Origin of the sequence: Mucilaginibacter mali (genome assembly GCF_013283875.1) — a bacterium.
Lineage (GTDB): Bacteria > Bacteroidota > Bacteroidia > Sphingobacteriales > Sphingobacteriaceae > Mucilaginibacter > Mucilaginibacter mali.
In genome coordinates this window covers 2,564,082-2,590,067 of the sequence record NZ_CP054139.1, presented here as the reverse complement: position 1 = coordinate 2,590,067, position 25,986 = coordinate 2,564,082, and the positions used below count along the sequence as shown (strand labels likewise).

Below are 25,986 nucleotides of genomic sequence, written 5' to 3'. Positions count from 1 at the left end.
TTTGCGATATGAAAAATATTAAAACAACATACATAAAGCTGCTTAGCCTGGTAGGTATAAGCGCACTGATGGCCGGTTGCAGCCTTTTTAGTCTTGACAGGCAAAAAAACTATGAGTACGATAAGTTTATCCTGGATAACCAGCTGCATATGACCGCATGGGACTACCTGAAGTCGCGCGCTAATGGCAGCCCGGGTAACCCATCGGATACAATTTTCAGGTGGATGAAAAAGGCTATTGATTATTGCGGTATCGATACCATGGAGTATATGAAGCCAGACCGTACGTATATTTTCCTGCATAATGATGCCTTAAGGCGTATATCGAGCAATAAGGTGGCCGGTGGATTCTTTTTCGACTTTCCGATAGTAACTGCTTTGGATCCGGCGACTGGTCTGCCCAAAACAACCGCCCCTGCAACGCAGTGGACACAGTACGATAAGCAAACGGTTAAAAAATACCTGCTTTACCTTATTATCCAGGGTAATTATAACTTTAACAATATCCCGGCAGGTGCCAACACTTACCAAACACTGTTACCTGCGGGTTCCGTAGCCACACGCGAATCAAAACTGGGCTTCCTGGTAACCCCGGCCACTATACCGGGCGCTACCGATGGTAAAACCACCACTTCGGCTACGTTTAGCTATGCCACCACCGGTACAGGTTTCGACCCTGATGGGAAGATCATCATTAACCTGGGCAACACATCCGATTCGAAGCTGTACATTAACGGCTATAACGTGGTTAGGTCATCGGGTTATTATGCAGATAATGGTTCTATACATGTATGGGGTACCACCGTATTCCCAACCAGATAAACATCCAGAAATGAAAAAAATACTTTTAATCATCGCGATAATCGCAACCACGCATAGCCTGTTTGCCCAGGAAACTAAGTTTACCATACAGGGCGGCATCAATTTGGCAAACATTGGCCCGGTTGCTCCACTAAATGGTGGCGGCAACTGGCAGGCGCGCGCCAAATTTCAGATCGGCGGTTTGTTCGATTTGAATTTCAAGGGCTTTACGTTACAGCCCGGCTTCCTGCTGACCGGTAAGGGTAACGTTTCCCAAACTACCGAAAACCTGATATCAAATGGAAGTAATGTACCTTATACCATGCTGCACAGCGTTAACATTACCTACGCAGAAGTGCCGGTGAATATGGTATTCAGGCAAGCGGTAAAACCGGGTAATATCTACTTTGGCGCGGGGCCATATATCGCGCGGGCGGTATGGGGAACCTATAGCAACAAATCTACCATCAGTACTTATTACAAACGCGATATCAGCAACGAGGCCAGCTTTGGCAGCGGTACCGATCAGTTTAACGCTATGGATTTTGGTTTAAACGCCCTGGCCGGGTTTGAGTTAAAGAACGGCATGCGCCTTGGCTTTAACTATGGTTTAGGATTCAGCAATATCACTAACGACGGCAACTCATCAAAAAATAGGGTTGGCAGTTTTGTGGTAGGATATCAATTTAAATAATTGTTCAGTTTTTAAGCGCGATCCCCCGGATGTGATATTTGGGGGATCTTTTTCAATTTAGATCAATACCCCTTATAAATACCCGTAATATGGAAAAAACAGACACTCATCAGCTAAGGACAGCGTTTAACCGCTTCGTTTCATGGTCGGCAATTGTATTGATCGTGATCATACTGGTATCGTTTAAAGTAATGGCGCAAACGGTTCCTGTTAAAAGTATAGCCGATCTGCAATCGGCCATTAATAAGGCAAAACCAGGCGATGTAATCATACTAGCTGATGGGGTTTATAAAACGGCCGGTGATATTATCGTTGATAGAAAAGCCGCAAAGGATAAACCGATCACCATCACCGCCGAGCATCCCGGTAAAGCCGAAATTGCCGGAGCTGGCGGGTTTAGCCTAATGAAGCCTGCAACTTACATTGTCATCAGTGGGTTTAAGTTTACACATGCTGCTTCGAAAGCCAAAACCGGTATCGGCACCAGCTTTTGCAGGTTCACTCAAAATATTTTTGAAACACCCGGTGATGGCGAGGACCTGACTATCGCGGGCAGTGATCAGGAAGTGGATTATAACACTTTTCAGAATAAAAACGCTATGGGCCGCTTTATTGCCATCAGGGGCGAGGGGAAACAAATAGCCGAACGCTTGCATATCCACCATAATTATTTTAACAATGCCGTAAGCCAGGGCGGTAAAAATGGTGCCGAGGCTTTCCAGTTTGGATTAAGCGGCTTTAGTTTGTCATCAAGCAATAGTTTGGTGGAGTATAACCTGTTTGAACATTGCGCGGGCGAGAATGAACTGATATCGGTAAAGGCATCGGCAGTGGTGCTGCGTTATAATACCATACGCGATTGTCCGGCCCAGTTTACGCTACGTCATGGCAATAAAAGCCAGGTTTATGGTAATTACTTTTTCAATACGCCCGGTCTGCGCATTTTTGGCGATGATCACCTGATCTACAGCAATTATTTTGAGGGTTGCAGTGAAGCCATTACCATTGGCAATGGCGACGGCGAGGTAGCTGATGGTGCTCAGCTTACTGCTCATGACAGGCCCGACCGTGTATTGATAGCCTTTAATACATTGGTTGATAACAAAAGCAATATTATCCAGACCGCACGTAAGGATGGGATGGGGGCCACTCACATCACTGTAGCCAATAATATTATACAAGGCGGTGGTGCAGCCGCAACACTTTCGGGGCCGCTTACTGATGGTTTGTGGGAAGGAAATATCTTATATAAGGTAAAAGGCGCGGGTAATATGCCTGTAAACGGTTACACCATGGCCGATCCGAAACTGGTTAAAACACAATCGGGTGCTTACCATATCCAGGCAGGTAGCGCGGCTATTGACCGTGCCGCTGGTAATTATCCGGGCGTAAAATATGATATGGATGGGCAAGCCCGTACGGGGGCTTTAGATGCTGGTGCCGATGAGTTGAGCAACGATGCAGTGACTGTTCATGTTTTGCATCCGGGCGATGTTGGCTTCGGTGTAAAATAGCGGTAGTGTTCAAGCCTAAGAATGCCACTGATCAATCAGTTCACGATAAAGGGAACCAAAGCAAAAACCCTCTGAATTTAATATTTCAGAGGGTTGTTTGTTTCTCAGGATCGCAGCCTGTTCATCAACTCTATCCTTAATTCTTCTATAGCTCTAACCAATTGATGATGCGTTTTTATCACTTCTGCTATCGCTGCTTTTGCATCAGCTATCAACAGTTTATTATCTATCCTCATGCCAAGCGCCAATTGTTTTTCCAGCGCGCCTTTAGTAAGGTCCATCATATACACATTTAAGAATAATTCACCGAAATGTTCTGCCAGGGCTTGCGCGCCTGGGAACTGTTCGCAAGCGGATAAGATTATCCGGCAAAATTCATCATTGGCTGATGTATGTGCACAGCCTAAACGATATTTTCGGGCCGCTTTATCGCAAAACCCGTAGCGCTTAAAATAGTCCCCGTTTTCATCCGAATAAACCTCTGTCACCTGCTCGTGCTTTAAACCGCAAAAGGCCGTGTGATACGGTGCTAATTTTGATTTGATGTCGGCTAACACATCCGGAGAGAGACACTCCAACATTGATCCTGGTTTCATTTGTTAAGAGGTTATAGGTTCTGAAGTTTTATAAGGTTTAGCTATACTACCTATAATTTACTAAAAATGCAACTTTGGGGATTGCTTATTTGCTTTGTAATCCAATGAAGTCTGACCCTTGCTGCTATAATAGCTATTGTTTAAAACCATCAAGATAGCTTAGTTACTCGATCGCTCTTCCAACTGAAATACATTTCCTTCCGGATCTTCCCCATCGCAAAACAGGGAACTGATGCCGGGGAACGATCTTGCTTCTTTCATTGCTACACCTTTATCAATTAACTGCTGCCTAAGTTGATGCAGACCGGTATTTACCTTGAAAACCAGTTTAGTATTGCTCTCCGCACGAAAGTCATCATTGCCTGAATCGATATGTTCGCCAATTTTGTGTAATGCTATTTCAGTAGCGCCCGCATTTAATACTACCCATTCGCCCGCTGTTTCTTCTATAACCGACAGATTAAAACTTTCGGTATAGAAGGCTTTTAATAAATCGATATTTTTCCCAAAGATGATAATTCGGCTTAGCGATACTTTCATTTTTAATGAGTATTGAATAGTTAAATATAGTTATTGTTTAAATACTAAGTAATCTCATTAAACAACAAAAGCCGCCCCAAGGGCAGCTTTTGTTGTGGTAGCAATATCATTAAAACTTATCAAAGAAAAGCTTTGTGGTTACATCATCGCCGCCGATGGCCGATGATGCTGCCGTGTAGTTGGTTACGTTCACGTTCTGCTCGCTAATTGGGTAGGTGAAGCGTACCGGGAAATCGGTATAAGCCTTGGTTGGTTTAACCAATACCGGGTAATCAAGCCGGCGGGTTAATGTCCAGGCGTCCCAGCCACGATTGTAATAAGCTACGTATTCCTGCCTGGCGATTTTTTGCAGTGCAGTGCCGGTTGCCGTTAAATAAGCAACATCGGGCTGTAACAGGTAAGCAGTTGCCTGGGCCGCAGTGCCACCCCAATAGGTGATGGAAGCGGTAACCGCGTTATTATAATGCGTGGCCACACTGCCCGTAATATAACCCCGTTGGGTAGCTTCGGCCAGGTTAAATTCGGTTTCGGCGTAGTCCAGCAAAAGCCCCGGGAAATCAGGATTAGTTAATGAACCGACCGAGCCGGGCGTTAATGACGGGCCGGATGGCAGCGAATACTGGCTGAATACCAAGCCCCCGTTACCCGAGCCATTAGGCGCCCCCGCGTAAACACCGTTGCTGCTTAGCGCGAAGAAATAAGGCAGGCGAGGATCCTGGTTGGTGGTGTTGGGCTTTAGGTACGATAAAAATTCGGTAGTAGCCACAAAATCGTGCCGCTGGCTTTGCACAAGGTCAACCCAAATAGGATTGGTATTTGGCGGCGATGACACGTATTTATACGTAGCATTATCAGCGTTGGAGGTGAATACACCGGCCGCCACGGCCGCCTGCACCACGGCTTGCGCTTTGGTATTATCCGCGTCGGCCAGCACAATGCCCATTTTTAACTTAAGGGTATTGGCAAACTTTTTCCACGCGGTTGGGTCGCCTTTATAGATCACGTCGGCGTCGCCAAAACTGCCGGCGCTTGCGTTTAAGGCTGCAATGTCGGTATCTAAACGGGTCAGCAGGTCGTTATAAATAGTTTTGGCATCATCATACTTAGGGAACGGATTGTTGATATCCAGCGCCTGCGAATAGGGCACGTTGCCATAGGTGGTAACCAGGTAATAGTAAGTGTACACCTGCAGTATATCTATAATGGCTGTTTCATTTTTCTGCGTACCGGCATCGGTTACATCTGTTTTTAACTTGTTTTTTGCCTGCTGAAAATTGGCAAGTGCACCAGTGTAAAACGCGCTCCAGATGTTATCGGGCTGATTGCGCGATGGTAACTGGTACCGGGTTTCGTTCAGATAGGTGGTCTCTGTCCATTGCTGCTCTATCAGGCGGAAAATATTCAGGTTAACGCTTGATGAAGCAATGGTGTTGGCCATCGAACGCTCGGCCTCGGTAAACAGGCTGTACGAGGGTACGTTGGATGGGTTTTTGGGATCGATATTTAACGACGTTAAATCTTTTGTACATGCCGAAATTGCCAGCATCAGTACAAAAATGTATGCTATTTTTTTCATTTCAGTATGTATTAAAAGGTCAGCTTTAAGTTAAAGGCAAATGTGCGTGTGGTTGGGTACGAGCCTTCCTGTATGCCCTGCAGGTTACCGGCGCTCAGGCCGTCTTCCGGATCGGCATAAGGGATGTTTTTATGGATGATCCAAAGGTTGCGGCCAATCAGTTGGAAGGTAACACCTTTTACCGGGCCAAGCTTTCCTAACACATTTTTAGGCAGGGTATAGCCCAGTATAGCTTCGCGCAGTTTTACATAGCTGGCATCATAAACAAACTCCTTTAGTGGCAGTAAACCCGCGCCATCGCCAAAGTCGCCATAGTTTTCGCCGCTAACCCTTACGGTATTCGGCTGGCCGGAAGCGGTAACACCGGGGCGGATGAAACCACCGCCATCAGCAAGCGAGTTGCGCACTGGCTTACCAAGGTCGTTAGTATAAGCTGTCAACGGGTAAAGTCCATCAGCTAAACCATAGGCCAGGTCATTAGAGAATACCGAACCACCTTTGCGGATATCGATCAAAAAACTTAACGCTAAGTTTTTGTAGGTAAAGCTGTTATTGATACCGCCAGTCCAGTTAGGGTTGATATTACCCAGATTTACGTTAGAATTATCGCTGATGAGGTATTGCCCATCCGGCCCCACAATTTTATTCCCGTGCGCATCATACACAAAATCTGTCCCGCGGATGGTGCCGAACGATTCGCCCAATGGTGCGTTAAGCGATTCGCCGTTCTGGAAGCTGGCCAGTTGCAGGTTACTGGCTTCGTTACCGGTAGCATCTTTAAACAGGGATGTTACCTTGTTACGGTTAGCGGTAAAGTTTAAGGTTATTTTCCAGTTGAACGCACTTGTTTTTACCGGAGTTCCGTTCAGCGAAAGTTCCCAGCCCTTGTTCTGTACCGAACCCGCGTTAAGGTATTTGAAATTATACCCTGTAGCGCCAGATACGTTTACCGGTAAAATTTCATTGAAGGTATTGGTCTCATAATAGCTGCCATCAAACCCTAAACGACTATCGAAGAATGAAAGCTCCAGGCCAACTTCCTTGCTTTTGGTTTGCTCGGGCTTCAGATCGGGGTTGTTTTTAGTGGTGCTGGCCGCTGTTTGCGGATTTGAACCAATTGGCGGCAAGATGGTGTAAGTATCCAGTATACTGTGATATGGCGCATCGCTGCCTACTTGCGCGAAGCTGGCACGCACCTTTCCGTAGGATAACCAGTTGTACTGCTTCATTAATTCCGAGAAAACGAAACCTGCAGAAACCGATGGATAATAATAGGCATTGTTAGATGGCGGCAGGGTAGATGATTGGTCGCGCCTGATGGTTCCATCAACGGTCAGCATATTTTTCCAGGTGAGCGTAGCGCCGGCAAAATAGCCATCAACTTCGCGGCGGCCGTCAAATTCGGTTGGTGCTAAAGGCGCGTTCAATGAATTTGACAACGAGTAAAGCCCCGGGATGATCAAACCGCCGTTGGTGCTGGCCGTAATGGCATTTTCGTTATTCTTACGGATGTTGGTACCGATCAGTGCCTTCAGGTTAAAATCTTTGGCGATATTCTTGTTCATGTTTACTACCAGGTCGTAGTTGGTTTCGGCATAGTTATGGTTATACCGCGAATAATAAGGCACCCCGATGCTACCCACATCATAGCGTTCCTGCTGCAACTCAGCATAAGTATCAAGCGAGATGCGGCCGGTAATGGTCAACCACGAAACAGGCTTGTAGCTGGCGTTGATATTACCCAGGTAACGGTTGCGGGTATCGTTTTCATAGTTATGATCTACCACCCAGTAAGGGTTGTTCCAAAATGCCGGGAAGGTGACGCCGTTAGCCGGGTCGGCCATATTCCATGATATATTGCTTTGCGTGCGGTCGTATGCGGCTTTTAATTCCTTAATATCCACGTTGGTTTGCCACCACTGCCTGAAGCCGGTGATCACGTTGCGGTTATCAGAATTATTGCCGTCGTAACCGGTACCGCCACGGCCCGTGCCATTGGTATTAAAGTAATTGATATTGGCGCCGACAGTTAGTTTTGGCGTGATGTTGTAGGTTGCGCTAAAATCAACCAGGTTTTTATCCAGTTTACTGTTTGGAATGGTTCCCCTGTCGATACTTTTGGTATAACCCAACTTAAAGCTGCCGTTATCGCCGCCATTGGTTACCATTAAGCTTTGTATGGTAGATATGGGCTTGATAAAGAAGGTGCTCGGGTCGTTAGCCGCCGCCACCCAAGGTGTAGGCTTACCGTAGTTTGGCGATGTAGGGTCGAAGGCATCCCACTGATAGATCAATAAATTAGGATCAAATTCGGTACCGTTCGACGCGTCGTCGGCAGTAGGGGCTACGTTTACACCGGTTTTACCAAAAATATCGCCGCTGTTAAAGTATTTGGCATAACCACCGCCGTAAGTTGTTTGGTATTTGGGGAATGTCGACCGGTCGATCTCGCTAAGTGTAATGGTAGAATTTAGAGAAATCCCCAACCCCTTTTTAGCTTTTTTAGTGGTGATCAGTATCACACCGTTACTACCGCGCGAACCATACAAGGCTGTAGCGCCTGCGCCTTTCAATACCGTAATATTCTCAATGTCGTCGGGGTTGATATCTGATACCGGGCTGCCGTAATCATAACCGCCGCCGCCGGTTTGCTGATCGCTGCCGTTGGTATTGGTATTGCCAATGGGCACGCCATCTATCACAAACAAAGCTTGGTTATTACCGGTGATTGATTTGTAGCCACGCAAAACTACGTTGGTTGAACCGCCTACGGTATTGTTCTGGCGTATCTCTAAACCTGCCACTTTACCCGATAATCCGGTTACAAAGTTTGATGAACGTTGCTTGCTCACTTCCTCGCCGGTTACCTGTTGTGCGGCATAGCTTTGCTGGTTGCGGGTACGCGTGATGCCCAATGCCCCGGTAACCACCACCTCGCCAAGTAGTTTGTTTGATTGTACCAATACCACATCCTGCGTATTACCTGTAGGGGTAATATCCTGCGTGGTGTAACCAATAAAGCTGAATGATAATTGCGCCCCGTTTGGCACATTGATGGAATATTTACCGTCCCCACCGGTTTGGGTACCCGTAGTGGTGCCTTTTACAGCAACAGTTACTCCTGGTAATGCCATACCGTCCTCTTTTGCCGTAACCCTCCCGGTCACGACACGGGTTTGTGCATAGGAGGCTGTTATAGAAAACAGCATTGTGCAGAAACTCCATAGTAGAATTTTCTTCATTTGTTAGTCAGTTAGTTAATTATTTAATAGTTAAAAGGTATTGTGCGCTGTAAAAGTAGATTACATTTCGTTAAATGCAAGTAAATTTCTAATAAGTATTGATAATTGTGCTAAATATTAACCAATACGGAATAATTACTTTATTGTTAAAACAACATGAATTTTATTTTGTTTATAGAATTTAATACTGCCCCTGTGAAAAATTAACTAAAAGTTGATAATGAGGCGGTTAATAGTTAATTAGGGCCGGGAAGTATGCGAGATACTTCCCGGCCCTTTTTTGCCTGAAATTGGATCTGGAAAGAAGAGAGAGGGAAAATGTAGTTATGCCTGCAATTTATTGATGGCTTTATCCTGCCATTTGTCTAAAAAACAACGCCATACAAGTGGCACCGATCACCGCAAAAAGCATACTGTTAGAAAGATAATTCGCGCGTTGACCATCTGATACAAGTAACTTTCATTTGATTGTTTTTTATTTCGATTTGTAACAAATTAAATACTAATCGAAATAATTAATTATTTCATAACATATCTTTTATTGCGCTACCCGATATTTGACATCAGACACTATCAAAAAAAAACGGTACCATAATAAAACTAAACACAGGATGGATTCAAGGAGAGATTTTTTAAAGAAAGCAGCACTATTAACAGGCGGCGTCGCAATGGCCAATATGCTGCCGCCGGCCATACAAAAAGCTTTAGCCATTAACCCTGCGCCCGGCAGTACTTATCTTGATGCCGAACATATTGTGATACTGATGCAGGAAAATCGGTCGTTCGATCATTGCTTTGGCGCTTTGCAGGGAGTGCGTGGCTTTAGCGATCCGCGTGCCATTATCCTGCCCGATCAAAAACCGGTATGGTTGCAAACCGACGCGGTGGGGAATACCTATCCGCCGTTCCGACTGGATATAAAGGATACCAAGATCACCTGGATGGGGTCGCTGCCACATAGCCGCGCCAGCCAGGTTGATGCCAATAACTTAGGCAAATATGATAAATGGTTGATCGCTAAGCGGTCGGGCAATAAAAGCTATGCCGATATGCCGCTTACCATGGGGCATTATACCCGCGAAGACCTGCCCTTTAACTATGCTATGGCCGATGCCTTTACCGTATGCGATCAGAATTTCTGCTCGGCTATGACCAGTACCACGCCAAACCGCTCATTCTTTTGGACGGGTAAGATCACCCACCAAGAGGATGGTTTGCCCAAGGCCAATATTCGCAATACCGATTTCGCGGCCGCTACCATGCCGTGGCAAACATTCCCCGAGTTATTAGAGGATGCCGGCATCAGCTGGAATTTTTATCAAAACGATCTGAGTACCGGCGGTGGTTACGTAGGCGAGGAGCGCGCCTGGTTATCTAACTATGGTTGCAACCTGCTGGAATTTTTTAAAGCTTATAATGTGAAATTCTCCGACAGGTATATCAAGACCCTGCAAAAGCAAGCAGAAACCCTACCGGCCGAAATTGATAAGCTGCAGGAAGCTAACTCTACCGATGAAGCAGAGGTAAAACGAAGCCGTGAGGCCATTAAAACCAAGCAGGAAGTATTGGATAATGCCCGCCTTGAACTAAGCAAATGGAATAAGGAAAGCTACGATAAGTTATCGGCCAAAGAGAAAAGTTTATATAACCGCGCTTTTGTTATCAATTCCGGCGATCCACATTTTCGTAGCATCGCGCAGCTTACTTATAACGATTTTGGTAAAGAACGCAGAGCCACCGTGCCCAAAGGCGATCTGCTGCACCAGTTTCGCGAGGATGTGAACAAAGGCAAACTGCCAACGGTTTCGTGGCTGGCCGGCCCGCAAAACTTTTCCGATCACCCGAGCGCGCCATGGTACGGTGCCTGGTATGTGTCGGAGATCCTGGATATCCTGACAAAAAATCCGGAAGTGTGGAAGAAGACCATCTTTATAGTTACCTACGATGAGAACGATGGTTACTTCGATCATATCCCGCCGTTTATGATCCCTGATAATAAATTGCCGGGAACAGGTAAGGTATCTAAGGGGATTGAGACCGAGATAGAGCACGTGCGCTTAGAGAACGAGTTGAAGCAGGGCATCCCGCGCGGACAGGCCCGTGAGGGCGCCATCGGCCTTGGCTTCCGTGTGCCCATGATGATCGCTTCGCCGTGGAGCAGGGGAGGCCGCGTATGTTCGGAAGTATTCGACCATACATCTACGCTGCAATTCCTGGAGACGTTTGTGAACAAGAAGTTTAATAAGAATATCCATCTCGATAATATCAGCCAATGGCGCCGTACCATCTGCGGCGATCTGACATCGGCATTTACACCTTACAATGGCGCACCCTTAGAAAAGATCCCATTTCTGAACCGCGACAAAAAGGTAGAGGATATTTTCAACGCCAAGTTTAAGCAGGAGCCAGCCCTGCCTAAAAAGCTATCGGCCGATGATATTGCGGAGATCAGCGCGCAGCCCGCCATCATCTCGGCCCAGGAAAAAGGAGTGAGGGCTTCCTGCGCGTTACCGTATGAATTGTATACCGTGGGCGGATTAAGTGCCGATAAAAGAAGTTTCGAAATAAAAATGTCCGCAGGCAACAAGGTTTTTGGTAAAGATTCGGCTGGTTCGCCGTTTACCGTTTATGCGCCTGTGAAATTTGCCGATAACGGTAAAGAGGAAATATCACGCAACTGGCACTTCGCGGTTGCCGCGGGTGACGCGCTTAGTTACAACTGGCCGGTAAATGCCTTTGCTGATGGCAAATATCATTTACGTGTGCATGGCCCCAACGGCTTTTATCGCGAATTTTTGGGTGATGCCACCAATCAGCAGGTGAATATCAGTTGCGAATATGAACAGGATAAAGCTATCCCGGCTAAGCTGAGCGGTAACGTGTTGGTAACTATCGTTAACAACACCAATAAGGAACAGCAGGTCATAATTGCAGATAATGTTTACAAAACAGGCAGCATTAATAAAATTGTACCTGCCAACAGTAAGGCTACGGTGGTTTTAAACCTGGCAAAAAACTTTAACTGGTACGATTTCAGCGTGAAGTTGAATAATAACAACGTATTCGAAGAACGCTTTGCTGGTCGCGTGGAAACCGGCGCAATAACTAAAACCGATCCGGTGATGGGCGGTATAGTGTAGCAGGTGCCACAAAAATTACGGGCCGCTCTGAAAAGGGCGGCTTTTTTATTAGCCGATTTAATCTACCAGCTTAAACAGCATCGGGAAAATGCGATTTGTAAAGTTAATAGATTGCTTTATCGCGTTCGCATCAGCCGTGTTTTGGTTGATCACCATTATAGCTTGTTTAGCAGGTATCATCACCAAAAACTGTCCGCCCCAGCCCATGCCGTAGGTAACCGCCACACCTTTATAATTGAAATGATAGTAACACAAGCCATAGGTAGATTGCGGAAAACCCCAGGTAGCCTGGTAAAAAACATCGGGGTTAAACAACAGGTTTACCCATTTGGCGGGTACTATTTGCCTGCCATTATATTTTCCGTTATTTAATAATAGCTGTCCAAATTTAAGCATATCGCCCGAGCTTAAGCGGATGCTGAGCAAGCCGCAGCCATCATAATAGCCGTCGCGCATTTTGGCCCATTCAAATTTGGTGATGCCAAGCGGGCCGAACAGGTTCTTTTGAGCAAAGGCGCGGGTATCCATATGCGTGGTTTTAGTCAGTATTACCGATAAAAGATGCGTGGCCGCGTTGTTATAATGCCATTCCTTGCCCGGTTCATCAACTAAAGGCGCTTTCAGAACATATTCAGAGGGGTTGGGCAAGGAAAGGTATCCTCCCAGGTTCTCCAGGTTTTCGTGCGCAAGGCCCGATGCCTGGTTCATCACCTGCCGTATAGTGATGGTTTGCTTCCGTTTATCCGGATCGTTTTTTAGTATGGGGAAAATAGCAGCCAGTTTTTCATCCACAGAAGAAATATACCCTTTATTAATAGCGATACCGATCAGTATCGAGCAAATGCTTTTGGTAAGCGATTGATCGTTAAACAAACTTTGGGCATTATATCCGTTAAAATACTTTTTACACAGCGTTTTATTGTTTTTAACAACAATGAGCGAGTAGATGGCTGGGTTATTTTTTATCGACGAAGCGGTATCGAGATTCAATTGCGCGTAAAGTGGCAAATTGAACAGCAATACTATTGCAAACACAAGCGATAGCTTTTTCATGGAAATTATTTTTAATATTGGCGATGCATTGCAAACATAATCAACACAGCGCACAAAAAATATGGAACAAAATTATCCCGTAATTCATCATGTATTTTTCTGGCTCAAAAACTCCGGATCGACGCAAGATCGCGAACAGCTAATAGCCGGCGTAAAAACCTTGGCGGCTATAGAAACCGTTAAGCACCTGCATGTAGGCGTGGTGGCCGATACCGAGAAGCGAGATGTGGTTGAAAACAGCTGGGATGTATCAGAACTGATGTTTTTTAGCGATGTGGCCGGGCAAAAAGTTTACCAGGATCACCCGGTGCACCAGGATTTTGTTAAGAACTACAGCCACCTGTGGCAAAAAGTTGTAGTTTACGATGCGGTGAGTGTATAAATAAAGCATCGTCATCCTGAGGGAAACTAAGGATGACGATGTTTATTTGTCTTTACTTCAACTTCTGTACAAAATCGTGGTGGTCGTTAACAGCCACGCCCTGCTTGGCTTCGTTATAGGTAGTGTAATAGATATATTTTTTATCCTTATCTATCCCGGCCATTACGCTGCCGATCGATTTACCTATGGCATCGTTTTCTTTTCTCAGGGCCACCGTGTCCAGCAGGTTGATCGTACTCAGGATGTTTACGTTGGGGAACGATCCATCAGGCGTGCGTTCGATACGTATGCGCCAAATGCGCGGGTGTGTAGGTATCGAATTAATGATTATCGGTAATTTATAGTGCGATTTAACCACTTCCAGCGCGTCAAAATTAAAATGATAGATCTCCTGCTCCTTTACATATTTCCAGCTTGAGTAAGGGCGAAGGCAATTTACCGCGTACGATGCCGTGTTAGACCCATCCAGCCAGTAACCGTTTTTCAACTGTTCTTTTGCTTTCTCCATCAGTTCGGGCGCGGTGAGGCCATTTTCGGCATAAGGCTGTACTTCCAGTTTGTCAACTTTCCAACCGTAGTTGTACTTATTGTATATAGCGGTGATCAGCCATTTTTGCATTGCCTTTTTAGCTGTAAAAAGGGCCACATACATTTCATCAGCATCGGTAGCTTTAGCAAAGGTCAGATCGAAATTATTGATGCCCATATCCCTTTCCTTAATCGTGCTGGATGCGCTGGTCGCCTTGGGTGGATTAACGATATAATACTCCGACATCAGGCTATAATCCCCGGTTTTCATGCGGATGCTGATCTCCTCGGTCGTTACTAAACGCTTATGCCGGTCATCGATCATCCCCTGCGACATTAATAGCTCAAGGTCTTCGGGGTTGTTGGTTTTCAAAGCGGATAGTAACTCGTCATTTAACTTATGCAGTTTATCGCGCGTACCCGATGCGATCTTTTCACCTTTATATATCCCCGGTTTTTGCGAGGTATTACAGGATGGCAATAAAATGATAAGAAACAAAAAAACAGGCAGGTAGAAAAAGGTGTAGTGTGTAGTTTGTGTTTTTAATTTCATATAGGCAATAAGGGTGGTTATTTGGTTATCGGATACGATAATAACGTTTTACAGCCTAAAAAGCAAAATATATTTACAGCGGGGTAAGGCAACTTGGCGGCCGTAAACAGCGTAATGCTATAGTCGTGTGAATAGCAAAGCCTGCTTAGACAGCAATACACAAGGCACCTGCACAATTATGAAGAAAAAAGTATTTTGGATCGCCTTTCTTTTTATTATCCCGTTTATCCCGAATACGTTGCTGGCCCAGGATACTTTATTTAACGGTAAAAAGCACAAGATAGGTTTCCTGGCCGGCAATGGCATCCAATATATTGGCCAAGTGTTGGGGAACGATAATCATAACATAGCGCTAAAGACCACCTATTATTACAAGATCACCTTTTATCAACTGCAATACTATTACGCTATTTTAAGGCATAAAACCTTTGGGATAGATATCCTTACCCAGCCACAGTATAACACCACCACTTATAAAAAATATCGTGATGCAGACCGGACGGAATATCTTGACGGATATGAGGTGGGTGTAAACTTTGGCTTTTTATTTCGCAAGAACACCCCGAATAATAAACTCAGCTTTTACCTGCTGATCAGTTCCGGCCCGCATTACCTCTCCGATACACCGGTGCGGCAGTCCAACGGTTTTGTATTCTCCAATAATCTTTGCGCGGGCATTAATGTAAAATTACTTAAAAACCTGTATGCCGATGTCAGGCCCGGCATCAGGCATGTAAGCAATGCAGGTTTTAAAGTACCCAACGCAGGTATCAACGATATGACCCTGACCGGGGGCCTGGTGCTAAGCTTTTAATAACAGTCATCTTTACTTTCGATAATTTATTGCGTTTTTATCCTGCCAAACCATGGTGTTTGTATGGGTTAAACCTGCATTTGGTATAAGTCAAAACCGCTGTTTGTATCGGGCAAACTGTTGTTTGTCATGTCAAAACCCCTATAGGTGTAATAGCTTTGATTTGATTTTTATATTGATTTTCAGTAATTTATATTTACAGAACCTAAACCTTATTACAAATAGGTTTGCGCGACGCCACCTGATGTAAAATGATTTAGGTACTGCGGCATATTTTGTTGGTAATATGCAGCGCCATTCATTAAAATTTTTACTATTTCCGGATGGGCTCTGAAAAAGTAAAAGACCACCTGTAGTTTTAATTACAGGTGGTTATTTTTTTTATAGCATATCCTGATTATGCAGCGTATAGAAAAACGATCTCACCATTTCTGATAATCCTTAATTCAGTTCGCCTAACCTGATCATTCATATATAAACAGGCATAACGAAAATTAGCAGACAGGCCAAAAAGGATCATATAGTATTGATACCCCATTATTAGGGGTTTTGTACATACATATTTGCGTAAACGATTTCGTAAATAAAATAGATGTACTGGTTGTATACTTGTTTTTTTTGAGCAAATTAGGACTCCCAATTTATAACCTAAGTACATGAAACACCTTTCCTCAAGCGACTATGTCGTTTTTTGCATCTATTTTATCCTGATAGCCGGGTATGGTTACTGGGTATACCAGCGCAAAAAATCAGACCATACCGATACCGCCGGGTTTTTCCTGGCCGAAGGTTCGCTTACCTGGTGGGCTATCGGCGCTTCTATCATAGCTTCAAATATTTCGTCCGAGCATTTTATCGCCATGTCAGGTTCGGGTTTCGCTATGGGTTTGGCCATTGCCAGTTACGAGTGGATAGCCGCCGCTACACTTATTATTGTTGCGGTATTCTTTCTGCCGGTATATGTTAAAAATAAGATCTACACCATGCCGCAGTTCCTGCTGCAACGATATAACAGCACCGTAAGCTCTATGATGACCGTATTCTGGCTGCTTACTTATGTATTGGTCAACCTTACGTCGATCTTCTTTTTAGGCGCTTCGGCTATCGAGACCATATCGGGCATACCTTTTAATACTTGCATCATCGGCCTGGCCATATTCTCGGTGATCATTACGCTGGGGGGGATGAAAGTGATCGGTTATACCGATGTGATCCAGGTGATCATCCTGATAGCGGGAGGTTTGGTTACCTGCTATTTGGCTATGCAACTGGTATCCGACAAGATGCATGGGCACGGCGTTATCCACGCCTTCTCGATACTTAAAGAACAGGCCGGCGACCACTTCCATATGGTGTTTTATAAAGACAGTAAGTTTTACGATATCCTGCCGGGGATATCGCTGCTGGCGGGCGGTATGTGGGTAAACAACCTTAACTATTGGGGCTGTAACCAGTACATCGTTCAAAGGGCGTTAGGTGCCGATATTAAAACAGGCCGCAACGGTTTGATCTTCGCTGCATTTTTAAAACTGCTGATCCCGCTTATCGTGGTTATCCCGGGTATAGCCACCTACGTGCTTTACCAAAATGGCTATTTCCATACCGAAATGGCCGATGCTGCCGGACAATTAAAACCCGACCACGCTTATCCGGTATTAATGAACCTGCTACCATCGGGACTGAAAGGCCTGGCCTTCGCTGCATTAACAGCGGCCATCGTAGCATCGTTGGCGGGCAAGTGCAATAGTATAGCCACCATTTATACGCTCGATATCTATAAAAAGCATATCAATAAAGATGCTTCAGAGCGGAAGATGATCGTTATTGGTCGTTGGGCGGTTATCCTGTCAGCGGTTATTGCCATTGTCATAGCCCCAACCCTGCGCACGTTCGATCAGGTTTACCAGTTCATTCAGGAATACGTAGGCTTTATATCGCCGGGCGTGTTCGCCATATTCCTGCTGGGCCTGTTCTGGAAAAAATCTACATCAGGTGCCGCGCTTACTGCCGGCCTGCTTACCATACCGCTATCGATACTGTTTAAATTCCTGCCCGAGTTAACGCACAATGCTATCCCGGCCATACCATTCCTAAACCGCATGATGTGGGTATTTGTGATCTGTATGGTGCTGATGGTGGTGATCAGCCTGGCTGCGCCTTCAGATAAGGAAAGCACCATTCAGGCCGATAAGAGTATGTATAAGGTGAGCACCTCATTTGTTGTATCTTCGGTAATTATATGCGGTATACTGGCCGCCCTTTACACTGTTTTCTGGTAATTTGAAATAAATATCATTGTACGATGCGTTTAAAACCAATTTTTATCGGCGCTATTTGCGCGTTAAGTATTTTAACTGTCAATAATACATGTTTTGCGCAGATGGTAGCGCAAAGGCCGCCCATGGGCTGGAATAGCTATAACTGCTTCGGCTCGGCCGTGCACGAGGATGAGGTGAAAGCCAACGCCGCCTATATGGCCAAAAACCTGAAACAATACGGCTGGCAATACATCGTGGTCGACTTTTTATGGTCGTACGATAACCCGCCGGGAAGCAATATCGGCAACCCTTTTCAAAAGAATTTGCAGGATGGCTCTTTCGTGCCATGGCTTACTATGGACAAATGGGGTAGGTTGCTGCCGCAGCCTACCAAGTTCCCGTCAGCATTTGGTGGTAAAGGCTTTAAACCGCTGGGCGACTATGTACACTCGCTGGGACTGAAATTTGGTATCCACGTAATGCGCGGTATACCACGCCAGGCCGTATGGGCCAAAACCCCGGTTATGGGCGCACCCGGCATCACGGCAGATATGATAGCCGATACCGCGTCAAAGTGCCCCTGGATGAACCACATGTATGGCCTTAACATGAGCAAGTCCGGTGCACAGGCTTACCTCAACTCTATCCTTAACCTGTATGCCAGCTGGGGAGTAGATTTTATTAAGGTTGATGACCTTTCGCGCCCTTATAGTGTGGCCGAGGTAGAAGGTTACCGCAAGGCGATAGCACAATGCGGCAGGCCGGTAGCGTTCAGCCTTTCGCCAGGCGAAACACCGATAACGCAGGCTGATCATGTAAAACAATACGGCAACATGTGGCGCATGGCCGACGATTTTTGGGATAACTGGAAAGAGATCACCCACATGTTTGAGTATGCCAAACGCTGGGAAGGGCAGGGTGGCCCCGGCCATTGGCCCGATGCGGATATGCTGCAAATTGGCAAGCTATCTAAACGCGGCCCGGTAGGCAAAGAGCGTTACAGTCGCTTTACCGAAGATGAACTGTATACCCACATGTCATTCTGGTGCCTGTTCCGCTCGCCATTGATGATGGGTGGCAATATGCCCGAGAACCGCCCGTTGGAACTGAAATTGCTAAGCAACCCCGAAGTATTGGCGGTTAACCAGCAAGGTTCAGATCCTAAACAGCTATATAATAGAGACGGCGCGATGGTATGGTTCAGTCATATCCCCGGCAGCAAAAGCCTGTATGTAGGCATGTTCAATGTAGATGGCGACGCGAAAGATATCAGCATCAACTTCGCCGACCTTGGTCTGAGCGGCAAAATAACCGTACGCGACCTGTGGAAACGGCAGAATTTAGGCGCGTTTTCGGATAGCTATCACCAGCAGGTGAATAAGCATGGGGTGGTGTTGATGAAGTTGGCAGTGAATTGATGCTCGCGAAAGCCTCACCCCAACCCCTCCCCAACGGAGAGGGGCCTAAGTAATAACTTCTTAAGTCCTCTCCTTTGGAGAGGATTTAGGTGAGGCCTCTTTTCTATCACCTCTTTGTTACCATCAGAACAGGATACAACAGGATGCCCAATTAGCCTGAATGTTTGACATTTACTTTACCAATTATAAGCAGGTGCACAACACTTTGCTTAGCCCAGTATCTTAAACAAAAACATTATCCTGTTATGACGTGGAATTTTACCTGCCTTAAAAAACTAAGTACCGCCGCCTTACTGCTATTTTCGGCAAGCGTCTTTGCGCAGCAACCCGGCGATGTGCCTTTAAAATGGTTGTACGGGTCGCCAAAGAAGGCTACCGGTACCAGTTGGGGTGTGCCCTGGCCACAGGGGCAGGTAAAAAAGAACACTGAATTTGCCCTCACCAAACCCGATGGCAGTAAACTACCCGTACAAAGCTGGACGATGGCTACATGGCCCGATGGTTCGGTTAAATGGACCGGCCTTGCCGCTGTTGGCGATTCTACTACTAAAGATCTGGCGCTTTCCATTGGATCACCCAAAAACAAACCGGGGGTAGCCAAGGCCTTGCAGGTGAACGATGATGGCAAGACCGTTACCGTCAATACCGGCGCGGTGCAGTGCGTTATTGCCAAAAGCGGAACGGATATCGTACCCTCATTAAGCATCAATGGCAAACAGGTAGCCACCGATGGCGTATTACAATGCCTGCTGCAAAATAAACCCGATGTCGATTGGGATAACGCGCCTGCCCGTCAGCGCTTTATGGGTGATGTTAAACAGGTAACGGTAGAGCAGAATGGCCCGCTGCGCGCGGTAGTGCGTGTGAACGGTAATTTCAAACTAACTAATGGCAGCCGCAGTTTTATGCCGTTTATCCTGCGTTTCTACTTCTATGAAGGGGTATCCAACATCCGCTTATTGCATACCATTATTTATGATGGCGATGACCAGAAAGATTTTATTAAAGGTTTGGGTTTAACCTTTAACGTACCCCTGCGCGAGCAATTACAGAACCACCACGTGCGTTTCTCGGGCGAGGGTGATGGCATCTGGGCAGAGCCGGTGCAGCCGCTGAATGGCCGTCGGCCAAGCCCTAACGCCTTAGATCAGGCCAACGGTCGCAAAATACCTAACGTAGAGGAAGCGCCTAACCAAAAGATACTATATGATAACATGGCCAGTTGGAACGATTACAAACTTGTACAAAGCAGCGCAGATGGCTTCAATATCCAAAAACGCACCAATAATGCCGCCAGTTGGCTGGATGTGATAGGCGGTAAACGCGCTACGGGTATGGCCTTTGTGGGCGATGCAACAGGAGGACTGTCGTTATCGCTAAAGAATTTCTGGCAATCGTACCCGGCCGCGCTGGAGATATTTGGTGCGCGGACCAAGCAAGCCAAAATAAACGTGTGGATGTGGTCGCCCTATGCCGAGGCCATGGACCTGCGCCACTACGATACTACCGCGCACGACCTGAACGTAACTTACGAGGATGTGCAACCCGGCTTCAGCACGCCTTATGGCGTTGGCCGCACCAGCGAGGTGCTGATCAGCGTGTACGATGCCATGCCCACCAACCAGCAACTGGCCGATAATGTGACCGAGGCTAACAATACCAATTTGCTTGTCACCACGCCCGAATATCTGCACAAAGCAGGCGCGTTCGGTATATGGAGTTTACCCGATCGCAGCACTAAAGGCAAGCAATGGATAGAAGACCAGTTGGATAAGGCCATCGCCTTTTATCAGCAGGAAATAGACCATCGCGAGTGGTACGGCTTCTGGAATTATGGCGATGTGATGCACTCGTACGATGCCGCGCGCCACACCTGGAAGTACGATATGGGTGGATTTGCCTGGGATAATACCGAACTGGGCACCGATATATGGTTATGGTATAGCTACCTGCGCAGCGGCCGTGCCGATATCTTTAAAATGGCCGAGGCCATGACCCGCCATACCAGCGAGGTAGACTGCTATCACCTGGGCAGGATGGCCGGTTTGGGTTCGCGCCACAACGTGAACCACTGGGGCGACGGATCTAAAGAAGTGCGCGAAAGCCAGGCTATGTTGCGACGCTATTACTACTACCTCACTACCGACGAGCGTACCGGTGATATGATGCACGAGACCGCTATGAATGCCGATAGCGGCATTTTACACGTCGATCCGCTGCGCGAGCTGCTGCCGCCAAGCCAGTACCCCACACACGCCCGCTTCGGGCCGGATTGGGACGGCTTAGTTGGTAACTGGATGACCGAGTGGGAGCGCACTGGCGATATTAAATGGAAGAACAAAATACTGGTAGGCGTTGGCGACTTTGCCAAAATGAAATATGGTTTTTACTCGGGCAATGGTAAGGACGGCGGCATGGGGTACGATCCAAAGACCAACCACATGTACCAACTGCACGATGGCGACATCGGCAGCCTGCACCTGGCCACTTTGATGGGCGGGATGGAAGCCTTTTACGAACTAACGCCACTGCTAAATAATAAAGACTTTAACCGCCTATACCTGCAATACTGTTCGCTATACGGAGCACCTAAAGAAGAAGTGCAGGCCGCTTTAGGCCCTGAAGTAAAAATAACCCTGGGCGAGACCGCGGGCGACTATGCCCGCCAGCCGGCCTATGTTTATTATATCACAAAAGATGTAAAATACGCCAAACGCGCCTGGGATCAATTCCTGCCTAATGGACAAGGCCGCCCGGGTATGCCTGTGGGAATGGGCAGGGGGAATGGGTCGGGTAAGTTCGACTCGCAGCCACTGAGTGGCCCCTCTGTGATCAAACCACTGAACGAGATACGCAACGTATCTACCAACAGTACATCGCAATGGTGCCTGAACGCTATCGAACTGCTGGCCCTGGCCGGCGACCAACTACCTGAACATAATGCCGCCTGGGATAAATAATGGATATGAGGAGATATTGTTTAATTGCTTTACTATTATGGTGCGGCACCGCATCGGCGCAGGAGAAGCTGATATTTAGCGATGACTTTACTAAGCCGCTGGATACAAAGGTTTGGATAAGCGAGATAGAACCCAAACCGGATGCGGTATCAACCGTCAGCACAAAGAATGGCGCATTGGTGTTGGATACTAAAGGTGGCGTTACCGTTTGGCTGAACAAGTTACTAAAAGGCAATATCCAAATTGAATACGATAGGGTAGTGCTGGTAGATTCGGGCAAGAACGACCGCTTATCCGACTTTAACCAGTTTTGGATGGCTACCGACCCGGCCAATGCCAACCTGTTCACCCGCAACGGCAAGTTCGAAGCTTACGATAACCTGCAATTATATTATGTGGGTATGGGTGGCAATACCAACAAAACCACCCGCTTCCGCAAGTATTTGGTAAATGGAACCAAACCCGTAATTAAAGAATACCTCGATGCGCCGCACCTGTTACAGGCGGGTAAGACCTATCATATTAAGATAATAGTTAACAAAGGCGCTACCAGTTATTGGGTAAACGGCGAGTGCTTTTTCGACCATGCCGACCCACAGTTGCTCACCTCCGGATATTTCGGGTTTCGCTCCACCTGGTCGCGGCAGGAGGTAAGGCATTTACGGGTTTGGCAACTGGATTAGCCCGTCAATTTACATTTTGCTGATAGCGTAGCCGAGTTTATTTAGTACATTTGTATTGCTTTAAGCTTTATCCTTTCAGCTTTCAGCCTCAAAAATGGGGTCGACCGGAATTGACAGGATGGAGATAAGTAAGTAAGCATACAGCGCGTTGGGTGAATTAGCGCTATAATCTGAACGCTCAAAACCACAAATGGCGAAAATAACTACGCCTTAGCTGCCTAATTTAGAATTAGCATAGCTTTTGTCCCGCCGGTTTTGCGTCCCAATGGGCCGGCAAACGGGGCATCGAAAATTGGAACTGGCCCGCTGATGGTGTTATAAGCAGGCGAGATAAAGCACCTAAGGTTTACGGTACAGGCAAGCGACTGGCCTTCCGGATCCCCGACAATTAAACAGAAGCTAAGTATGTAGAAAGCTTACCTTATACCATGTTTGGACGAGGGTTCGAATCCCTCCGGCTCCACTAAACGAGAAAAGCCGCCCTATGGGTGGCTTTTCTCGTTTCTAAAGTTCCCTCCCCTGGGAGGGGCGCGTAGGATATGTGTTGTGGCAGGGAGAGGTTTCTGCTCAATATATCTTCACTAAATCTCTCAAAAAAGTTAACACAATGTAACATAATTTCAGTAAATTTTCTTATTAAATAATTGATAATCAAATATTTAATAAATTTTTCACCCCAAAACATGTTACATGGATTTTTACTAACAAAATTAGCAATTATCAAAAATATTTGCTACCTTTATAAGTTTTAAATAAAGATACTAATGCCTAACCAACCTACCGCTTTAACAGATCTTGCCGTTGCAGATAACAAGATCCGCCGCCTTCTTGCTCAAAAAAAGATAACCGTAAAGGATGTCGAAAACCTTACTAAACTTGAACACCAATACCTGGGCGAACTGGCTACCCATACCCTTAACCGGCTAACGGGTAAAGAAAGAGATGACTACTTAGATAAGATAGACCTGATCATGAATGCCGATACCAAGAATAGCCTTTGGGAGCATAACCACACGGTGATCACCGCCGCTATTGCCAATTTGATGCGGCAGTACGGAACAATGCCCACAAAGAGCAATATAGCCGAAGCCACCGGTCTTACCCGCCAAACTATAGCTCGGCATATTAAACAATACCAGGCGCATCCGGGCTTTGCCGAAGAGATGGACCGGTTCAAGTTGCTATCGCAAGATGTACTGGCTAAAGTATTTAAGTATGCCAGTAATGGCGATATGCGCGCCGCCCGGCTTTATTTTGAAATGGTAGGCGCCATCAGCAAACGCCCCGCCGGCGCTGTAGTAAACCAGCAACATAACTATATCCAGATTAATAACACCATCCTGAGCCAGGAGAACCTGGATAGGCTAAGTGCAGAGCAGTTGGCGCAGATAGAGCAGATTGTTAGGGGGTGAGGAACGTCTATTTATACGGCAAATAAATAGCAGTTAATATATAAAATCGGGCAGTTTTATTATTTTTAAAACTTTAAGTAGCAATAAAAGGCGCAGCCCCTAATTTACCAATGCCCGTTAAAAAATACCAGCCGATATTTTGGTTTAAGGCCATATGCGTTTCTATTGCCGCATTTTTAATATATACCCTGGTACTCGCGCCACACCTGCAGGAACCTAAAGCACCGTGGATACCCCAGGCCCAACTCGGCAAGATGTTTAGCCTGGCCGACGCAAAAATAGCCAAATACGGCCCGCGCAAGGCCATTTACGTTGCCGATTCGCTGTGCAAGGCAAAAAATTTGCACGGCGATCAGGTAAATATGCTGCTGTATTCGCACTATGCGTTTTACTATCAACTGTTGAATGTACGCGATAGCGCTATCTTATTTGCCGATTCGGCTATTTCCATTGCCGACAGGCACCCCATGGCTGATACTAACTGGCTGCGGTATTCCTTCTCCAATCATTTTAATAAAGGCAATTTGCTGTATGCTTTCGGTAGGGTGCAACCAGCTGTAGATGAGTTTTTTAAGGCTAAAGATAAAGTAGAAAAAGCTGGCGAAGAGTGCCATGCGTTCCAGATCTATCATCTTATTGGTTTAGTTATGTACCGCCAGCAGCAATATAATGCTGCCAAATCGTACTTTATACGTACTATGCAGATATTTGATAAATGCAGCGTACCCGGCCGTGTTTATAATTATGATCACCTGCGGCAGGAGATGTTGAATAATATCGCTCAGTGTTACGAAAATTTGGCACGTTATGATAGTGCGCGTATTTATTGCCAGAAAGCCCTGGCGCAAGTACGCCGGTCTGAAAATGCCGGGGCTTATGATACGACAACGGGTAACCTTAACCGGGGTGTTGTTTATGGTACTATAGCACAGATATTTAATAAGACAGGCCATACGGATTCATCTGAAGTGTTTTATAAAAAAAGCCTTCAGTTCACAAATAAACCAAACGGTGATATTAGCGACGCGCAGTTAACGCAGGTTAACCTTGCCGGTTTGTATTTGAATGAGAAGCAATCCCCCAAACTTAAAAATACACTGGATAGCCTAAGCATAAGCTTGAAGAAACATTATAACGAGGACGCATTGCTGGGCTGGAACCGGCTGATGTATCAATATGCATCGGTTAACCGCATGAAGTTACAGGAACTAAACTACTATAAGCAGTATATTTCCATGCGTGATTCGATTGCCGAAGCGAAAAGAGAACAGATGGAAACAGACCTGAATGAAGCATTAAATGCCCGGAGCCAGCGCCTGGAAATAAGTTTGCTTAAAAAGGATAATCAATTGGGAAAGATATATTTATGGATAGTATTATCACTCTCATTCCTGGCAGTGGTAATTATAGCGCTGGTGTTATTTAACTATCGCCGCAGCCGCCGAAATGTAAAAGTACTAACGGACTTAAACGATCAGATCAGCAGGCAAAAAAACGCGCTGGAACAGGCAAATAGAAATAAAGACCGGATACTGAGTGTGGTGGCACATGACCTGCGCAGCCCGGTTGGGGCTACAATTTATCTGGCCGATTTGATGATGATGGAAGATGATTTTGACGCACGTTTGGCACCCTCACTTGGTTTAATGAAACAAACATCACAAGATGCACTTGAGTTGATTAATGAATTATTAGACTTGCATGCAAACAATGATGAGTTGGTAAAAGGAGCGTGTTGATTTGAATCAAATATTGCAAATAATATGGAATGCTACCCACGCCTGTCTAAGCGGCACGCTTGAACGGACTTAAGGACGCTTGAA

The 25,986-nt window shown here is 46.1% G+C and carries 18 protein-coding genes and 1 other RNA gene; 13 read left to right on the top strand and 6 right to left on the bottom strand.

Annotated elements, in window-relative coordinates:
• Positions 1-8: 8 nt before the first annotated feature.
• From HQ865_RS10910 to HQ865_RS10900, 3 genes are all read left to right on the top strand, one after another.
• Positions 9-821, top strand: a complete 813-nt coding sequence (locus tag HQ865_RS10910) for a hypothetical protein (protein WP_173414939.1) — start codon at positions 9-11, stop codon at positions 819-821.
• 10 nt (positions 822-831) lie between these two features.
• A complete protein-coding gene (locus HQ865_RS10905) occupies positions 832-1,494 on the top strand; it encodes an outer membrane beta-barrel protein (protein WP_173414938.1) in 663 nt (220 codons plus the stop codon).
• Positions 1,495-1,583: 89 nt separating this feature from the next.
• Positions 1,584-3,008: a polysaccharide lyase 6 family protein gene (locus HQ865_RS10900; protein WP_173414937.1), complete on the top strand. Its 1,425-nt coding sequence runs from the start codon at positions 1,584-1,586 to the stop codon at positions 3,006-3,008.
• Positions 3,009-3,112: 104 nt separating this feature from the next.
• Here the strand turns inward: HQ865_RS10900 and HQ865_RS10895 are convergent, their stop codons facing one another.
• From HQ865_RS10895 to HQ865_RS10880, 4 genes are all read right to left on the bottom strand, one after another.
• Positions 3,113-3,604, bottom strand: coding sequence for a hypothetical protein (locus tag HQ865_RS10895; RefSeq protein ID WP_173414936.1), 492 nt, complete (start codon positions 3,602-3,604; stop codon positions 3,113-3,115).
• 159 nt (positions 3,605-3,763) lie between these two features.
• A complete protein-coding gene (locus HQ865_RS10890) occupies positions 3,764-4,144 on the bottom strand; it encodes a VOC family protein (protein ID WP_173414935.1) in 381 nt (126 codons plus the stop codon).
• Between the two features lie 109 nt (positions 4,145-4,253).
• Positions 4,254-5,720: a SusD/RagB family nutrient-binding outer membrane lipoprotein gene (locus tag HQ865_RS10885; protein ID WP_173414934.1), complete on the bottom strand. Its 1,467-nt coding sequence runs from the start codon at positions 5,718-5,720 to the stop codon at positions 4,254-4,256.
• Positions 5,721-5,731: 11 nt separating this feature from the next.
• Positions 5,732-8,962: a SusC/RagA family TonB-linked outer membrane protein gene (locus HQ865_RS10880; RefSeq protein WP_173414933.1), complete on the bottom strand. Its 3,231-nt coding sequence runs from the start codon at positions 8,960-8,962 to the stop codon at positions 5,732-5,734.
• Between the two features lie 611 nt (positions 8,963-9,573).
• Between HQ865_RS10880 and HQ865_RS10875 the strand changes: the two genes are divergently transcribed.
• A complete protein-coding gene (locus HQ865_RS10875) occupies positions 9,574-12,102 on the top strand; it encodes a phosphocholine-specific phospholipase C (protein ID WP_173414932.1) in 2,529 nt (842 codons plus the stop codon).
• A 57-nt stretch (positions 12,103-12,159) separates the two neighbouring features.
• On the opposite strand, the gene HQ865_RS10870 is transcribed toward HQ865_RS10875, so the two are convergent.
• On the bottom strand, positions 12,160-13,155 hold the full coding sequence (locus HQ865_RS10870) for a serine hydrolase domain-containing protein (protein WP_173414931.1): 996 nt from the start codon (positions 13,153-13,155) through the stop codon (positions 12,160-12,162).
• A gap of 61 nt (positions 13,156-13,216) precedes the next feature.
• Here HQ865_RS10870 and HQ865_RS10865 point away from each other — a divergent pair, with 61 nt between their 5' ends.
• On the top strand, positions 13,217-13,537 hold the full coding sequence (locus tag HQ865_RS10865; RefSeq protein ID WP_173414930.1) for a Dabb family protein: 321 nt from the start codon (positions 13,217-13,219) through the stop codon (positions 13,535-13,537).
• A 52-nt stretch (positions 13,538-13,589) separates the two neighbouring features.
• Here HQ865_RS10865 and HQ865_RS10860 read toward each other — a convergent pair whose 3' ends face one another.
• Entirely contained in the window at positions 13,590-14,618 is a 1,029-nt protein-coding gene (locus HQ865_RS10860) for a hypothetical protein (protein ID WP_173414929.1), read from the bottom strand.
• Positions 14,619-14,796: 178 nt separating this feature from the next.
• Between HQ865_RS10860 and HQ865_RS10855 the strand changes: the two genes are divergently transcribed.
• The 8 genes from HQ865_RS10855 (at position 14,797) to HQ865_RS10820 (ending at position 25,902) form a co-directional block, all read left to right on the top strand.
• Positions 14,797-15,432 carry an acyloxyacyl hydrolase gene (locus HQ865_RS10855; RefSeq protein ID WP_173414928.1) on the top strand — a complete coding sequence of 212 codons (636 nt, stop codon included), beginning with the start codon at positions 14,797-14,799 and terminating at the stop codon, positions 15,430-15,432.
• A gap of 656 nt (positions 15,433-16,088) precedes the next feature.
• Entirely contained in the window at positions 16,089-17,711 is a 1,623-nt protein-coding gene (locus HQ865_RS10850) for a sodium/sugar symporter (RefSeq protein ID WP_173414927.1), read from the top strand.
• A gap of 23 nt (positions 17,712-17,734) precedes the next feature.
• Positions 17,735-19,108 carry a glycoside hydrolase family 27 protein gene (locus HQ865_RS10845; protein WP_173414926.1) on the top strand — a complete coding sequence of 458 codons (1,374 nt, stop codon included), beginning with the start codon at positions 17,735-17,737 and terminating at the stop codon, positions 19,106-19,108.
• Between the two features lie 245 nt (positions 19,109-19,353).
• Entirely contained in the window at positions 19,354-22,068 is a 2,715-nt protein-coding gene (locus HQ865_RS10840; protein WP_173414925.1) for an exo-rhamnogalacturonan lyase family protein, read from the top strand.
• Between the two features lie 5 nt (positions 22,069-22,073).
• On the top strand, positions 22,074-22,751 hold the full coding sequence (locus tag HQ865_RS10835) for a DUF6250 domain-containing protein (RefSeq protein WP_173414924.1): 678 nt from the start codon (positions 22,074-22,076) through the stop codon (positions 22,749-22,751).
• 96 nt (positions 22,752-22,847) lie between these two features.
• Positions 22,848-23,217: a transfer-messenger RNA gene (ssrA, locus tag HQ865_RS10830) on the top strand.
• A 298-nt stretch (positions 23,218-23,515) separates the two neighbouring features.
• Positions 23,516-24,163: a hypothetical protein gene (locus HQ865_RS10825; protein WP_173414923.1), complete on the top strand. Its 648-nt coding sequence runs from the start codon at positions 23,516-23,518 to the stop codon at positions 24,161-24,163.
• 110 nt (positions 24,164-24,273) lie between these two features.
• Positions 24,274-25,902, top strand: a complete 1,629-nt coding sequence (locus HQ865_RS10820; protein ID WP_173414922.1) for a tetratricopeptide repeat-containing sensor histidine kinase — start codon at positions 24,274-24,276, stop codon at positions 25,900-25,902.
• The last annotated feature ends 84 nt before the right edge of the window (positions 25,903-25,986 follow it).

Excerpts from the sequence above, each read along its gene's own strand:
- HQ865_RS10855 (WP_173414928.1), top strand. The coding sequence starts at position 14,797 with ATGAAGAAAAAAGTATTTTGGATCGCCTTTCTTTTTATTATCCCGTTT.
- HQ865_RS10880 (WP_173414933.1), bottom strand. The coding sequence starts at position 8,962 with ATGAAGAAAATTCTACTATGGAGTTTCTGCACAATGCTGTTTTCTATA.
- HQ865_RS10895 (WP_173414936.1), bottom strand. The coding sequence starts at position 3,604 with ATGAAACCAGGATCAATGTTGGAGTGTCTCTCTCCGGATGTGTTAGCC.
- HQ865_RS10910 (WP_173414939.1), top strand. The coding sequence starts at position 9 with ATGAAAAATATTAAAACAACATACATAAAGCTGCTTAGCCTGGTAGGT.
- HQ865_RS10860 (WP_173414929.1), bottom strand. The coding sequence starts at position 14,618 with ATGAAATTAAAAACACAAACTACACACTACACCTTTTTCTACCTGCCT.
- HQ865_RS10900 (WP_173414937.1), top strand. The coding sequence starts at position 1,584 with ATGGAAAAAACAGACACTCATCAGCTAAGGACAGCGTTTAACCGCTTC.
- HQ865_RS10835 (WP_173414924.1), top strand. The coding sequence starts at position 22,074 with ATGAGGAGATATTGTTTAATTGCTTTACTATTATGGTGCGGCACCGCA.
- HQ865_RS10905 (WP_173414938.1), top strand. The coding sequence starts at position 832 with ATGAAAAAAATACTTTTAATCATCGCGATAATCGCAACCACGCATAGC.
- HQ865_RS10840 (WP_173414925.1), top strand. The coding sequence starts at position 19,354 with ATGACGTGGAATTTTACCTGCCTTAAAAAACTAAGTACCGCCGCCTTA.
- HQ865_RS10875 (WP_173414932.1), top strand. The coding sequence starts at position 9,574 with ATGGATTCAAGGAGAGATTTTTTAAAGAAAGCAGCACTATTAACAGGC.
- HQ865_RS10885 (WP_173414934.1), bottom strand. The coding sequence starts at position 5,720 with ATGAAAAAAATAGCATACATTTTTGTACTGATGCTGGCAATTTCGGCA.
- HQ865_RS10845 (WP_173414926.1), top strand. The coding sequence starts at position 17,735 with ATGCGTTTAAAACCAATTTTTATCGGCGCTATTTGCGCGTTAAGTATT.
- HQ865_RS10870 (WP_173414931.1), bottom strand. The coding sequence starts at position 13,155 with ATGAAAAAGCTATCGCTTGTGTTTGCAATAGTATTGCTGTTCAATTTG.
- HQ865_RS10820 (WP_173414922.1), top strand. The coding sequence starts at position 24,274 with ATGCCCGTTAAAAAATACCAGCCGATATTTTGGTTTAAGGCCATATGC.
- HQ865_RS10865 (WP_173414930.1), top strand. The coding sequence starts at position 13,217 with ATGGAACAAAATTATCCCGTAATTCATCATGTATTTTTCTGGCTCAAA.
- HQ865_RS10825 (WP_173414923.1), top strand. The coding sequence starts at position 23,516 with ATGCCTAACCAACCTACCGCTTTAACAGATCTTGCCGTTGCAGATAAC.
- HQ865_RS10890 (WP_173414935.1), bottom strand. The coding sequence starts at position 4,144 with ATGAAAGTATCGCTAAGCCGAATTATCATCTTTGGGAAAAATATCGAT.
- HQ865_RS10850 (WP_173414927.1), top strand. The coding sequence starts at position 16,089 with ATGAAACACCTTTCCTCAAGCGACTATGTCGTTTTTTGCATCTATTTT.